The organism is Porphyromonas sp. COT-290 OH860 (assembly GCF_000768935.1).
In the GTDB taxonomy this organism is placed as follows: Bacteria; Bacteroidota; Bacteroidia; order Bacteroidales; family Porphyromonadaceae; genus Porphyromonas.
Map to the genome: position 1 here is coordinate 1 of NZ_JRAR01000015.1, position 14,060 is coordinate 14,060.

The 14,060-nt window shown below is 52.3% G+C and carries 13 protein-coding genes; 8 read left to right on the forward strand and 5 right to left on the reverse strand.

Translation table 11 applies throughout. The annotated features are described in order from the left end of the window. Positions 1-251 precede the first annotated feature (251 nt). The 8 genes from udk to HQ41_RS02245 all read left to right on the forward strand — a co-directional run bounded on the left by udk (position 252) and on the right by HQ41_RS02245 (position 7,191). Complete coding sequence (udk, locus tag HQ41_RS02210) at positions 252-884, forward strand: uridine kinase (RefSeq protein WP_044187314.1); 633 nt, start codon at positions 252-254, stop codon at positions 882-884. A gap of 21 nt (positions 885-905) precedes the next feature. Continuing rightward, positions 906-1,754: a hypothetical protein gene (locus tag HQ41_RS02215; protein WP_044187317.1), complete on the forward strand. Its 849-nt coding sequence runs from the start codon at positions 906-908 to the stop codon at positions 1,752-1,754. A 251-nt stretch (positions 1,755-2,005) separates the two neighbouring features. Beyond that, complete coding sequence (locus HQ41_RS02220) at positions 2,006-2,548, forward strand: hypothetical protein (RefSeq protein WP_044187320.1); 543 nt, start codon at positions 2,006-2,008, stop codon at positions 2,546-2,548. A gap of 156 nt (positions 2,549-2,704) precedes the next feature. After that, positions 2,705-5,080 (forward strand): type I DNA topoisomerase, encoded by a 2,376-nt coding sequence (topA, locus tag HQ41_RS02225; RefSeq protein ID WP_044187322.1) that lies wholly within the window; start codon positions 2,705-2,707, stop codon positions 5,078-5,080. Beyond that, positions 5,077-5,862 carry a tRNA pseudouridine(38-40) synthase TruA gene (gene truA, locus HQ41_RS02230; RefSeq protein ID WP_044187325.1) on the forward strand — a complete coding sequence of 262 codons (786 nt, stop codon included), beginning with the start codon at positions 5,077-5,079 and terminating at the stop codon, positions 5,860-5,862. Before topA ends, truA begins: the two co-directional genes overlap by 4 nt. Next, on the forward strand, positions 5,859-6,296 hold the full coding sequence (locus tag HQ41_RS02235) for a ribonuclease P protein component (RefSeq protein ID WP_235316879.1): 438 nt from the start codon (positions 5,859-5,861) through the stop codon (positions 6,294-6,296). Before truA ends, HQ41_RS02235 begins: the two co-directional genes overlap by 4 nt. Beyond that, positions 6,280-6,510, forward strand: coding sequence for a membrane protein insertion efficiency factor YidD (yidD, locus tag HQ41_RS02240; protein WP_081964727.1), 231 nt, complete (start codon positions 6,280-6,282; stop codon positions 6,508-6,510). The genes HQ41_RS02235 and yidD overlap by 17 nt, the downstream gene beginning before the upstream one ends. Before the next feature lie 15 nt (positions 6,511-6,525). Further along, entirely contained in the window at positions 6,526-7,191 is a 666-nt protein-coding gene (locus HQ41_RS02245) for a TatD family hydrolase (protein ID WP_052405241.1), read from the forward strand. Between the two features lie 63 nt (positions 7,192-7,254). Here HQ41_RS02245 and HQ41_RS02250 read toward each other — a convergent pair whose 3' ends face one another. From HQ41_RS02250 to HQ41_RS02270, 5 genes are all read right to left on the reverse strand, one after another. Then, positions 7,255-7,980, reverse strand: a complete 726-nt coding sequence (locus tag HQ41_RS02250) for a YebC/PmpR family DNA-binding transcriptional regulator (protein WP_044187328.1) — start codon at positions 7,978-7,980, stop codon at positions 7,255-7,257. Between the two features lie 29 nt (positions 7,981-8,009). Beyond that, the gene (gene pheT / locus HQ41_RS02255; RefSeq protein WP_044187331.1) at positions 8,010-10,478 is read right to left on the reverse strand and encodes a phenylalanine--tRNA ligase subunit beta; all 2,469 of its coding nucleotides are present in this window, start codon (positions 10,476-10,478) and stop codon (positions 8,010-8,012) included. Between the two features lie 115 nt (positions 10,479-10,593). Further along, the gene (miaA, locus tag HQ41_RS02260; RefSeq protein WP_044187333.1) at positions 10,594-11,520 is read right to left on the reverse strand and encodes a tRNA (adenosine(37)-N6)-dimethylallyltransferase MiaA; all 927 of its coding nucleotides are present in this window, start codon (positions 11,518-11,520) and stop codon (positions 10,594-10,596) included. After that, positions 11,517-13,013 carry an IMP dehydrogenase gene (locus HQ41_RS02265; RefSeq protein WP_044187336.1) on the reverse strand — a complete coding sequence of 499 codons (1,497 nt, stop codon included), beginning with the start codon at positions 13,011-13,013 and terminating at the stop codon, positions 11,517-11,519. The genes miaA and HQ41_RS02265 overlap by 4 nt, the downstream gene beginning before the upstream one ends. A gap of 124 nt (positions 13,014-13,137) precedes the next feature. Continuing rightward, on the reverse strand, positions 13,138-13,812 hold the full coding sequence (locus HQ41_RS02270; RefSeq protein WP_152567309.1) for a BT1926 family outer membrane beta-barrel protein: 675 nt from the start codon (positions 13,810-13,812) through the stop codon (positions 13,138-13,140). Positions 13,813-14,060: the final 248 nt, after the last annotated feature.

Sequence of the window (14,060 nt, forward strand, 5' to 3'; positions counted from 1 at the left end):
CTCCACTTCTCTGGAGCCAAGGAGCCTAAACGCCACTGCGCTCAATCTAGAGCCTCCTAGAGCCCAAATACAAGACCTCCACTCTCGGAACCTAACCTTAGACCAATTGAATACGACAGCCCCAAATCTACATCAATAGTATAAACTTATGTAAACGAATAAGCTGGCTTAGCCAAATGCGCATCAGCCCAAGGGAAAGAGGAGCGAAAAATCAGTTATCTTTGAAGCAAAATCAGAAATAAACTTAGTCAATGGAGCAGACTTATAAAACCACTATTATAGGTGTAGCGGGCGGATCGGCCTCGGGCAAGTCTACACTCGTGCGCAAGCTACAAGACATATTCGTAGAGGAACAGGTAACGACACTCTGCCACGACTTCTACTACAAAGCACACAACGACCTGAGCCTCGAGGAACGTGCCAAGCTGAACTATGACCACCCAGCTGCCTTCGACACGGATATGATGATCGAGCACGTACGCCAGCTGCGTGCCGGCCAGCCCATTGAGCGACCTGTCTACTCCTTCACCGAGCACAACCGCCTAGAGCAGACCGTGACAGTACAGCCAGCCAAGGTGATTATCCTAGACGGTATATTGATCTTGGAGAATAAGGATCTACGTGAGCTGATGGACGTCAAGGTCTACATCGACACAGACGACGATGTGCGCCTAGCTCGCCGCCTAGTGCGTGACGTGCAGGAGCGAGGGCGAGATATGAACTCTGTACTCAAACAATACTTCTCCACAGTCAAGCCCATGCACCGTGACTTCGTAGAGCCAAGCAAACGCTACGCACATATCATCATTCCAGAGGGAGGCTTCAACTCCGTAGCCCTCTCTCTGCTCGTAGAGAACATTCGCTCTCTGATCAATAAGGGCTAAACCACCGAGCCAACTCTCCATATGATACGATCAACAGCCTCCCGTCTACTCGGCCTAGTCGGACTGGCTATCGGCCTATACGCTTGTAGCTCTCGCAAGGGCGCTCAAGCCCAGCGGCTCCTAGACGAGGCACAGGCTCTAGGCAACATAGGTGCATACACCGAGGCGCTCGCTCTCGTAGACAGCGCAGAGCGAGTGGCTCCTGCCGATACTGCTATCCTGAGAGCAGGCACAAGCCTCAAGCGAGAGATACGACAGAGGGAGGCGGAGCACAAAATCATCGAACTCGATAGCCTCATTCGGCTCAAAGCCGAGGAGATAAACCGAATGCTCCCTGCCTTTGCCAAGCTCAAAAACGAGGCCTACGATACTCAGCTGCGCTACTGTGCTCCTGCACTTCTACCCAAGGCACTCGGGGCACGCCCTCACCTGCGTGCTACCGTAGACTCGCTTGGTGTGCTACAACTTATCTCCGTCTACACTGGGAGTAGCAAGATCAAGCACTCGGCCATCAGACTACGACACACTCAGCAGGATAGCACCTACACGACCCCAAACGTAGTGCATGACGATGCGCTCAACTATCGCTACCACGACGGGCTGCACTACTGGGAGCTGGTAACCTATCGAGCTGAAGCCAACGACCCTCTAGTAGAGTACCTAGAGGGATTACTAGCCCTAGAGGGGAAGCTCGGTATAGACTACTTGAGCCAAGGCAAAGTAACGCACCGCTACACTCTAGCTCCTGCCGAGCAGAGCGCCTTGATGCAGACGACTCGGCTAGCCAAGGTGCTCAGCGAGCAACAAGCTCTACAACGGGAGCAGGCCAAGTATGCACGCCGCTTCGCTCGCCTAGATAAGAAGCAGTAGCCCGATACTCTCATCATAAACTCATCATCACACATCGCACATCATGCGCCCAATCATCAGCCCCCTATGCCTCATACTAGCCCTCGGCTGATGTAATCCTTGCATTTTGCCCATTCTCAAGCACCTAAAAGGGGCTGTACGGAAGTAAATGTCGGCACAGCCCCTTCGCATTTATTTGACAAGATGATTAATTTTGCAGTTATTAAAGAATACATACATTTAATATTAATCACTCCAATCATTCGTCTTATATGAATATCCTTACCAACCATGCACTACGGGGACTCGCTTTGGCGCTACTAGCTACTCTATCACTCTTGAGCACAGTTAGCTGCGACATTATCCGACAGGCTCAGGCTCCTCCAGTGATCCACGCACGTATCTTCAACAAATCGAATATCCCTATATTTCATGGTAAGGCTCCTATTATCTTGGCTCTAGAGTCACAGGAGGGCTTCGCCGCTAGAGCAGCCAACTACACAGTCGAGCTCACCAAAGAGCACTGTACACCACTACGCCTATCTCTATCGTACCTCAATGATAGCTGGGAGTGGGAGCGCAAAAGGCTCGGTGGGAGGCTACAACTCTTGGCCGTAGACTGCTCTACTGGCTCAGTGTACAAGTTAGATGAACGCTATGTAAATACCTTATTCACCTCAACCGATGGTAAGCAAGACGAGAAGCCCAAAATCGTCATACACACCCTAGAGAGTGTGCCAGAGAACTGGCGACAGCACCTAGTGGTCATCTATACACCTGCCCAGATGGCACCCCTACCCCTAGCACCACACTAGGGAGGGAGGCGAAACACTCTCTTAGCTTCTGGGACAGAGTAGCCAGATATTTGGCAAGATAGCTCGGTACACGTAGGTAGCCGTTTGCCGTGATTGCGTGGAATCCATTACCTTTGCCGTCAAATACTAATCAAACAAAGATTTAAGAACGAGCGCATGCAACAAAAGCTAGTCATCGTAGAGTCCCCCAAGAAAGCAGATCTTATACAGGGATTTCTCAAACAACAAAAACTTACTGGCTACAAAGTAATGGCAAGTGCTGGGCATGTCAGAGATCTCAAACAAAAGTCCTTCAGCGTAGACATCGAGAACAACTACGCCCCCGAGTACGAGATCTCGGCAGACAAGCGCAATATCGTCAAGGACCTCAAAGCCGAGGCAACGAAAAGCGAACTTGTCTACCTCGCATCCGATGAAGACCGTGAGGGAGAAGCCATCGCTTGGCACCTGAGCGAAGCACTAAACCTTAAACCCGAACAGCGCAAACGCATCGTTTTCCACGAAATCACCTCCGAAGCCTTTCTCGCAGCCCTAGACGCTCCCCGTGACATTGACCAAAACCTTGTAGATGCTCAGCAAGCACGCCGAGTGCTAGACCGCATCGTAGGCTTCGAGCTCTCGCCCGTCCTCTGGCGACGCCTCAAGCCCTCACTCTCGGCGGGGCGTGTGCAGTCGGTCGCCGTTCGCCTCATCGTGGAGCGTGAGCGTGAGATTAACGCATTCGTGCCAGAGAGTACCTTCCGTGTACAGGCAGAGTTTAAGATAGCCTCTGGACACAAGCTCAAAGCCGAGCTGAACCACCGCTTCGCCACAGAGGCCGAGGCAGTGACCTTCCTAGAGCAGTGCGCTCGTAGCACCTTCGAGGTGGAGAGCATCACCCGCAAGGCTGCTCGTCGCTCACCCGCAGCGCCTTTCACTACCTCGACCCTACAACAGGAGGCTTCCAACCGACTCGGCTACTCGGTATCGCAAACGATGCGCCTTGCCCAGAGCCTATATGAGTCGGGGCATATTACTTATATGCGTACGGACTCGGTGAACCTATCCTCTCTGGCGATGAATACCATTAGCAAGGAGATCAGCACCAAGTATGGCGAGCAGTACCTCCAGCCTAGACGCTACCAAACCAAGAGCAAGGGGGCACAAGAGGCACACGAAGCCATTCGCCCCACATACGTAGACCGAGCCACAATCAAGGGAACGGCACAGGAAGTCAAACTATACGAGCTAATCCGCCGCCGCGCTATCGCCTCACAGATGGCCGACACCCTACTAGAGCGCACGACCATCAGCATACCCGTAGTAGGGACGCCATACGCCTTCGTTGCTCAGGGTGAGGCCGTTACCTTCAGAGGCTTCCTCGAGCTCTATATGGAGGCCTCGGGAGATGAGGCTAAGCTGCTCCCACAGATGAGCGAGGGCGAGCACCTAGAGCCCCTAAGCATTGGCGCAGATCAGCGCTTTACTCAGAGGCCAGCTCGGTACACTGAGGCCTCCATGGTAAGCAAGATGGAGGAGCTAGGCATTGGCCGCCCGTCTACGTACGCACCAACGATCCAGACAATCCAAGCTAGAGGCTATGTCGAGCGCACCGATCGCCCCGGTATTGAGCGCAACTTCATCGAGCTTAAGCTCAGCGGCGATGGAGTTAAGCGCACAGTCAAGACCGAGGTGTATGGTGCAGATAAGTCTAAGCTGATCCCCACAGATACAGGGCTTGTGGTCAATGACTTCCTCGTCGAGCACTTCCCCAACATCGTAGACTTCAACTTCACGGCACGAGTAGAGGAGGAATTTGACCAGATCGCCGAGGGCGACCTCGTATGGCAGAAGGTGATTGACCGCTTCTACAAGGACTTCCACCCCGTGGTAGAGCGAGCCAGCGAGCGTAATGGCAACGGCAACAGAGTAGGTGCTCGTGAGCTAGGTACCGACCCAGCTACAGGGCTCAAGGTCATCGCTAGCCTTGGCCGATATGGGTCTATGATACAGATCGGCACCAACGAGGACGAAGAGAAACCTCGCTTCGCCTCTCTACAGCCGGGGCAATCTATCGAGACAATTACGCTAGAGGAGGCGCTTGACCTCTTCGCCCTACCCAAACAACTCGGCCAGTTCGAGGACAAAGTCGTTACCGTCGCCGTAGGTCGCTTCGGCCCATATATACGTCACGATGGCAAGTTCGCCAGCCTGCCCAAGGGTATGGATCCGATGTGCATATCACTGCAAGAGGCCATTGAGCTCATCAAGGCTAAGCGTGAGGCAGAGGAGAAGAGCCTACTGCGCACCTTCGCCGAGGACGCCGAGCTAGAGATTCGCCAAGGTCGCTTCGGCCCATACATCAAGTATCAGGGCAATAACTACAAGCTCCCCAAGGACGCCGTTGTCGACGAGCTAACCTACGAGGCTGTAGCCCAAATAGTAGCCGAAGCCCCTGCGAAGACAACCAAAGGCAAGCGCACCACAGCCAAGGCTGCTGCGCCAAAAGCCAAAACAGCCAAAAGCAAAGCCAAGAGCAAGGCCAAAGCCTGATGCGCTACTTCCTATACATAAGCTACAACGGAGCCAACTATAGTGGCTGGCAGACGCAGCCTAATGCCCCCACGGTACAGCAGACCATAGAGGAAGCATTGGCGACTGTGCTCCGCTTACCATGCCCGATACTAGGAGCAGGACGTACCGATGCTGGGGTACACGCCAGAGAAATGGTCGCCCACCTCGATCTAGAGCTATCACCTGCCGAGGCAGAGCAACTCATCTTCCGTGTCAATAGACTTCTGCCACAGGATATAGCATTGCACCGCATCGTACCGATGTACCCCGAGGCACATGCACGCTTCTCGGCTACGGCTCGCACCTATCGCTACTATGTTACTTTCGACAAGCAGCCATTCGGTCACGAACTGATGCTTCGCTTACATGCTCCCATAGACTTCGAGCTGATGAATCGGGCGGCGGCGTTGCTCCCGAGTTTTACCGACTTCACGAGTTTCAGCAAGCTGCACACCGACGTCAAGACCAATAATTGTAGCATACGAGAGGCCTTCTGGCAGAGGCGAACGGGCAGTACTAGCGAATATGTCTTCACGATCACGGCAGACCGCTTCCTGCGCAATATGGTGCGTGCTATCGTTGGGACGCTTCTGCAAGTCGGTTGCGGGAAACTCAGTTTAGAGGATTTTGTGCGTATTATTGAGGCTAAGGACAGATGCTCGGCTGGCTCATCAGCCCCGGGGCATGCGCTCTTCCTCGAGCATGTGGAGTACCCAAGCGAGCTATTCCTCAACCTAGAGGCAGAGAAGAGCAGTGTATGATGCATCAAACGGCTGAGATATCAACAGAAGCAGCTCCAGCTAAGCTACCCAAGCGAGAGCGTCTGCACCACAAGAAACCAGTGGAGGAGCTATTCTCTACTGGGCAGTCTTTCATCGCCTACCCGCTACGTGTCGTTTATCTACTAGAGCCAGAGAAGGCGGAGGCACGTAGCCGCATCTTGGTATCGGCACCCAAAAAGCATTTTAGGCGAGCCACCAAGCGCAACCGTATCAAGCGGCTTATGCGAGAGGCCTACCGCCTGAATAAAACGCCATGGCTCGAGTGGCTCGAGGGCAATGGGCTATGTGCACGCATCGCATGGTCGATGATTAGCAAGGAGCTACCAGAGTACAAGCAAATCGAGCAGGCGATCCAGAAAACCTTTGCCAAAATACAGAAAAGAGAGGAGGAGCAGCATGCAGTGGATCAGTAAGCTATTCACATGGCTATTGCTATTGCCCATCTACTTCTATCGGGCGGTTATCTCTCCCATCACGCCCCCATCGTGCCGCTTCACACCCAGCTGCTCGGTCTATGCCATTGAGGCGCTCAAGAAGCATGGCCCCGTCAAGGGGCTATGGCTGACGATACGGCGCATTCTGCGCTGCCACCCCTGGGGCGGACACGGACACGACCCCGTTCCCTAGCTAAGTCTGCGAGCTATGTCCTCCCATTACATCGATTTACACAGCCACCAGCCGAGCACTATCACACCCGAGCTCCTGCGCTTACAGAGCCTTAGACTGGGACAATCTCCCTCCAAGGACCTCCCTTATAGTCTTGGCTTACACCCTTGGTATGCGGAGGATCTGCGCCAAGACTCCCTCGACAGACTTATCTTACAGGCCGAAAGTTCTTCACTCGTCTGGGCCATAGGCGAGGCTGGGCTAGATAAGCTCTCACACATACCGCTGGATACCCAGAGGCATTACTTCCTTGAGCAAATCAAACTCAGCGAGCACCTACAGAGGCCTCTCGTCATACACTGCGTGAGGGCTTGGAGCGAACTGCTTACCCTAAGGCGTGAGGCTAGGGCAGCTCAAGCGTGGATTGTGCATGGCTTCAGAGGCAAAGCTCAACTAGCCGAGCAGCTCCTAAGGGCAGGAATATACATCAGCTTCGGCCAATACTTCCAGCCCGATGGTCTGCGCCTTGCTGATCAAGCTCAGAGGCTTTTCCTCGAGACCGATGAGGCCACCTGCTCAATACAGACAATCTACACCAAGGCATCGGCTACGCTCTCGAAGCCACCCAACATACTGCGTACAGAGATCGCCGATCGCCTCGCTAGGATCTGCCCAGAGATCAAGCAATTCACAGTAAGATAAAAGAAAAAGGCTAGCACCTCCGACGAGAGAGGGCTAGCCTTTTATTGGCGTTATCCGAAAGATTTATTCTTCGTCTTCTTCCTTCATATTCGTAAAGACATTCTGCACGTCTTCATCTTCCTCGAGCTTGTCGATCAGCTTCTGGAGCTGCTCACGTTGCTCGGGCGTTACGTCTTTGGTATCGTTAGGCAGGCGAACAAACTCAGCAGAAGTGATCTCGTAGCCAGCCTGCTCGAGATAGCTCTGGATAGCGGCATTGCTTGAGAACTCGCCATAGAGAATGATTTCATTTTCGTCCTCCTCTAGCTCGTCCACGCCGTAGTCAATGAGCTCGAGCTCTAGGCTCTCGATATCCATATCCTCACGCTTGGTGATATGGAAGATGCACTTATGCTCAAAAAGGAACTCCAGACTACCCGATGTACCAAGGCTACCACCATGCTTATTGAAGTAGCTACGCACGTTGGCTACCGTACGTGTTGTATTGTCCGTAGCAGTCTCCACGAAGATAGCGATACCGTATGGGCCATAGCCCTCGTAGTTCATCTCCTTATAGTCGGTAAAGTCCTTACTGCTGGCTTTCTTGATCGCACGCTCCACGTTGTCCTTGGGCATATTCTCCTTCTTGGCTGTCTGCATCAGCACACGTAAGCGTGGATTCGTTTCGGGGTCTGGACCGCCAGCCTTTACTGCGATCGTGATTTCTTTACCAAGTTTCGTGAAGACACGGGCCATATTACCCCAGCGCTTCATCTTTCTGGCTTTGCGATATTCAAATGCTCTTCCCATTGGTTGAGTATGTAATATGATGATTAAACTTATCTAAGCTCTGCACCTAGTTCTTTTTTCAGGCTCTTTTGGAGTTTATCCATGATGCCATCGATCTGCTTGTCGCTCATCGTCTTCTCTTCGTCTTGGAGGAAGAACGAAACGGCGTAGCTCTTCTTACCAGCTGGGAGGTTCTTCCCTTCGTAGACGTCGAATAGCTCGCAATCCGTGAGGAGCTTCTTCTCACTCTGGCGAGCAACACGCTCGATGTCTGCCATCGTGATCGCAGTGTCTATCAAGAGAGAGAGGTCACGTTTAACGACGGGATACTTAGGCAAATCGCCTATCGTTACCTTAGCACGCTCGGCTTCTCTCTGTATCTGCGCCCACTCGAGTTCGGCATAATATACGGGCAAGTTAATATCTTCCTTGGCTGCAAGCTGAGGAGCAACCTGACCAAGACGAGCAAGTAGCTTGCCACCACCCGTGCGGATCTCTAGGGCCTTGCCTGAGAAGATATCCCACTCCACGACAGCTTGCTTGAGGTTTTGTAGCTTGAGGCCTAGGCGAGTGAAGATATGCTCCAAATGAGCCTTGAGCTCGAACGGTGAGGTTTCCTCTTCTGCGTGCGCCCAGCTATTCTGTACTCGCTGGCCTGAGATCCAGATACCTAGACGCAGATGCTCGGCATAGTCCGCCATAGAGGGCTCACCACCCTCCGTCTGATTGTATTCGTAGCAGTTGCCCCACTCGAAGAAGTAGAATGAATGCTGCTGACGACGAAGATTTCGACTGATGCTATCTAGACCGCCGAATAGAAGTGTCTGACGCATCACACCAAGCTCTGCACTTAGTGGATTCATCAAGCGCACGAGCTTGGACGAGGGATAAGACATTAGCCCCTCGTAGTCTGCACCATTGGATAGTGAATTGTTGAGGATCTCTGAGAAACCTGCACCCACTAGCTGCTCGCTGATGAGCAGTCTGCGGCTGTACGAGCGGTCGGGCTCTCCTTGTGCACTTAGGTTGGCGTGGATGTAACCGCTTAGATCTACATTGTTGTAGCCGTAGATGCGCATAACTTCCTCTACGACGTCTACATCTCTCGTTACGTCTATGCGGTAGCGTGGCACAGCCAGAGTCCAGACGTCGCTACTACGCTCGGTGATCTCGATCTCAAGACTCGCCAAGATGCGCTCAACCTGATCTACTGGTATAGCCTTGCCGATGAGCTTGTTCATCTTGTCTAGTGAGAGGATCACACGATATGGCTCACTCACGACGGGATAATGGTCACTAATGCCCCCGTCTACATAAGCCTCTGGGCAGCACTCCAGAATGAGTGCTACTGCTCGGTGAAGCGCCCACTCGGTACGCTCGGGATCTAGACCTCGCTCGAAGCGGAAAGACGAATCCGTGCTAAGGCCAAGGCGTCGTGCTGTCTTGCGTACGCTAGAGGCATTGAAGTTGGCCGACTCGAGGAAGATCGCTGTCGTTCCCTCCGTCGTCCCGCTATCCTCTCCTCCCATCACGCCAGCGATGCAGAGCGGATTGCCTACGCCATCGGCGATGATGAGGTCATGCTCGGTTAGGGTACGCTCCGTATGATCTAGAGTGATCATCTTATCGCCAGCCTTAGCTGTCCCGACGATGAGTTTGCCTCCCTCCATCTTGTCGAGGTCGTAGGCATGGAGTGGCTGTCCGTACTCGTGTAGGACGTAGTTCGTAATATCGACAATGTTGTTGATGGACTTCTGCCCAATAGCTTCCAGGCGGAAGCGTAGCCACTCTGGACTGGGAGCAACCTTGATACCACGAATCACAAGCCCTTGGAAGCGAGCAATCTGCTCTGCCGATACCGTCACCTCGACAGGGAGAGGGCATACCCCCTCTACAGACAAGGCAACATCTGGTAAGACGGCCTTGACAGGGGCTACATTCTGCGTCAGATAAGCAGCCAAATCTCGCGCTACACCATAGTGCGAGGTAGCATCTACTCGATTTGGCGTAATGTCGACCTCCAGTACAGCATCGGCTACCACGCCAAAGTACTCGGCCGCTGGCATACCAACTCGTACCTGATCAAGATCTAGCAAGATGATGCCATCATTATTCGTTCCTACCCCGATCTCAACCTCGCTACAGAGCATGCCGTAGCTCTCTTCGCCTCTAATCTTACTCTTCTTAATGGTAAAGCTCTCCTCACCTGAGCGAAGTACTGTACCGATGGTGGCCACTACGACAGCCTTGCCAGCACACACATTGGGAGCACCACAGACGATCTGCAGCGGCTCCGCCTCTCCGATTGACACGGTCGTCACACTCAAGTGATCCGAGTTCTCGTGCTTACGGCACGTCAGTACCTCACCTATTACAAGCCCTTTTAGACCTCCGGGAATGGACTCTACCATCTCAACAGAACCTGTTTCTAAGCCGATAGAGGTAAGCGCCGAAGCGATAGCTTCGGGCGATAGGTCGGTTGCCACATAGTCTTGCAACCACTGGTAGGATATATTCATTACGTGTAGATGTATCTTAATTATATATCGTTGCTAAGCTACAAAAATAGTCAATTAGCCCCGAAGCACAATTGTGCCTGCTAGATGAGTAACCGAATAAGGACTGCCCTAACAGCTAAAGGTAACCGTGCTGCCGCATCAACGCCTCTGTCTGGGCGATTTTCTCAGGCATTGGTAGCAAAGCATCGAGATAATGTAGCGTAAAGCCACGACGCTCCATTCCTCTGAACCAAGTCATCTGGCGCTTGGCGAACTGATGAATGGCGATCTCTAGCTGCTGCCTCATCGTCGTGTAGTCAATCTCCCCGATCACGTATTGTGTGACAAACTTATACTCCAGGCCATAGTAAATAAGATCCTCAGGCTTAACTCCAGAGGCGAGTAGCTGCTCGACCTCAGCGGTCATGCCCTCCTCAAGGCGTTGGTGCAGACGCTGGCTGATGCGCTCTCGTCTAGCCTCTCGGCTCAAGTCTAAGCAAATGATGAGGCTCTCTATCGGCGGGAACTCAGTATGCTCGATCCCCTGCTCACGCTGCTGACGAATGTATTCGGCGATCTCGATAGCTCGAATAGCCCGCTGGGCACTATCGACATCCGTCTTATTATGTAGCGGCCCATAGGTAGCGAGGGTTTGCTTCAGTTCGTCTAGCGAATAAGACCGAAGCTGCTCTCTAAGCGCCTCGTTGGGAGGCACGTCCGGCAGATGATAGCCCCTAAGTACTGACTCAACATACATACCCGTTCCGCCACAGAGGATCGGATGCTCGATGCCTCGAGCCAGCATATCGGCATAGACACGATGGAAGTCGTGCTGATAGGCGAAGAGGTTGTATCGGCTACCTGCGGGCATAATGTCAATCAGGTGGTAGGGGATTTGTATCCCCTCCACCTGATAATCTGCTAAATCCTTGCCCGTGCCAAGATCCATTCCTCGATATACCTGCCTAGAATCTGCACTGATGATCTCGCTAGAGAGTCGGTGTGCCAGATGTGCAGCGTAGGAAGTCTTACCCGATGCCGTAGGGCCTATGATGGTGATCATTGACGATCCTTGAGTATAACATCGTGCGCCCCACCCTCTACGATTGAGGTGCTAGAAACAAGAGTGATCTTGGCCTTCTCCTGTAGCTGGGGCAGGGTAATAGCACCACAGCTACACATCGTGGCCTTCATCTTACCTAAGGTAATCGCTAGGTTATCCTTGAGCTTACCAGCATAGGGTACGTAACTATCTACCCCCTCCTCAAACTTCAAGTTCTCGGAGCCACCACTATCGTAGCGCTGCCAGTTCTGGGCTCGGTTGGAGCCTTCGCCCCAGTACTCCTTAACGATGTTATTACCGATTTTGAGCTTGCGTGTGGGCGACTCATCGAAGCGAGCAAAGTAGCGCCCAAGCATCAAGAAGTCTGCACCCATGGCTAGAGCTAGAGTCATGTGATAGTCATGTACCAGCCCTCCGTCGCTGCAAATAGGCACATAGACGCCGGTCTGGGCATAGTACTCATCTCTGGCCTTAGCAACATCGATCACCGCTGTAGCCTGGCCACGGCCAATCCCCTTCTGTTCACGAGTGATACAGATAGAGCCACCACCGATACCTACTTTGATGAAGTCTGCACCAGCTTCGGCTAGATAGCGGAAACCCTCTGCATCTACGATATTACCTGCTCCGACCATAACCTTATCTCCATACTGCTCTCTGATCCACTTGAGCGTCTCGCTCTGCCACTCGCTATAACCATCGGAGGAGTCAATACAGAGGACATCGACACCAGCCTCCACTAGTGCAGGCACACGCTCACGATAATCTCTAGTATTGATCCCTGCTCCTACAAGCAGCTCTTTGGTTTCTTTGCTCGAGAGCTCAATGGGATTATCCTTGTGTGCATCGTAATCCTTGCGGAAGACGAGATAAACCAGATGATCCTGTTCATCAATAATAGGCAGGGTATTGAGCTTATGCTCCCAGATGATGTTATTGGCTTCCTTGAGTGTAATACCGAGTCGGCCTACCTTGAGGCGCTCGAATGGAGTCATGAACTCACGAACGGGCTTATCCTCCGTATCCACACCTAGACGATAGTCACGGCTAGTGACAATCCCGAGGAGCTTACCATGGCTAGAGCCGTCTGAGGTTACCCCAATCGTAGAGTGCCCAGTAGCCTGCTTGATGCGTAGTACATCGGCCAGAGTAGCATCTGCACTCACATTGGCATCACTCGTCACGAAGCCTGCCTTAAACTTCTTCACACGGCGAACCATTTCCGCTTGCTCGGCTATAGGCTGTGATCCGTAAATGAAGGAAAGACCTCCGTTGCGAGCCAGCTCAATGGCCAATGTATCGTTCGACACGGACTGCATAATGGCCGAAACAAAGGGTATATTGAGCTTGATGCGCGCACTCTCGCCTTGCTTGAAGCGAACTAGAGGAGTCGTAAGTTTGACATTTTGAGGCGTGCACTCACGGGTCGTGAGGCCGGGGATAAGGAGGTATTCGCCGAAGGTACGGGAAACTTCATTGACATAAACAGCCATAGTTCAATATTTTAATTTGATATGATCCTGAAATTTCCGGACAAATTTACAGACTTCCCTGCACATACACAAGCCTATCAGCTTGTTACGTGCAGGGAAGTATTGGACAGCAATCGTGGTTTGTCTAGAAAACAAAACCAAGGCGGAAGCCAGCATGAAGCGTAGGCTTCAGATCGAAGCTAGAAGAGGTCGTGCTACCTTGCTGGATCGTATTCCCTCTGCGCACTGAGCCCTTGGTCTTCCAGCCTCCCATAGCCCTAAGGCCTGTTTCTAAACCAATGAATACTTGCTTGGCAACATAATAGTCAGCACCCAGCATCACCGCACCTCCGAGGCTATGCTCCATAGGTGACTTGATTACCTCGTCCTCGACACTCTTGATGTTGGTCTGTGTTTCTTTCTGAGTGAAACCAAGTCCCCAATTTAGGTCAGCTGCTACGTATGGCGACAGTCGCTTGGTCCCAGCAAAATGCTTCTCCACACCAACACCTATAAGGAGCTTATTGGTATATGTACTAGAGGTTGCTTTGACGATATGGTTCTGAACGATCTGATTATCTTCTTTGGTAGCGCTAGTTGTAACGTTGGAGAGATTGAGGCCCATACGTAAAGCAAGTGTTTCGCCAAGGAATACACGCCCCTTGAGGGCTCCTTGGGTTAGATCAAGCGGGTTGCTAGTAAGCCCTGAGGCAAACAATGACACCTCTGTGGACACCATGCCTTGGTCTGCTTTGTAGTTCTGGGCACTAGCCACGCCCAAAGCGCATAGGGCTAATAGGGAAGTAAGCAATCTTCTCATAATTCTTTTTTGTACTTATAATGATTTAGCGAGGGATAATCTCCCCCAAACACTAGAGCAAAGATATCATAATAATCTATAAATAAAGAAAAGGGACTATTACCTATAGAGTACCGCCCCTTCATTTTCTCTTTAGGTTTCTTCGCCTCCCCTCCCTTGGTCCTTTGCTAGCTCTATAAACGAGAAGAGGGAGCCAGCCTTGCGACTAACTCCCCCTCTACAAAAAACTGGCGGCTACCTACTCTCCC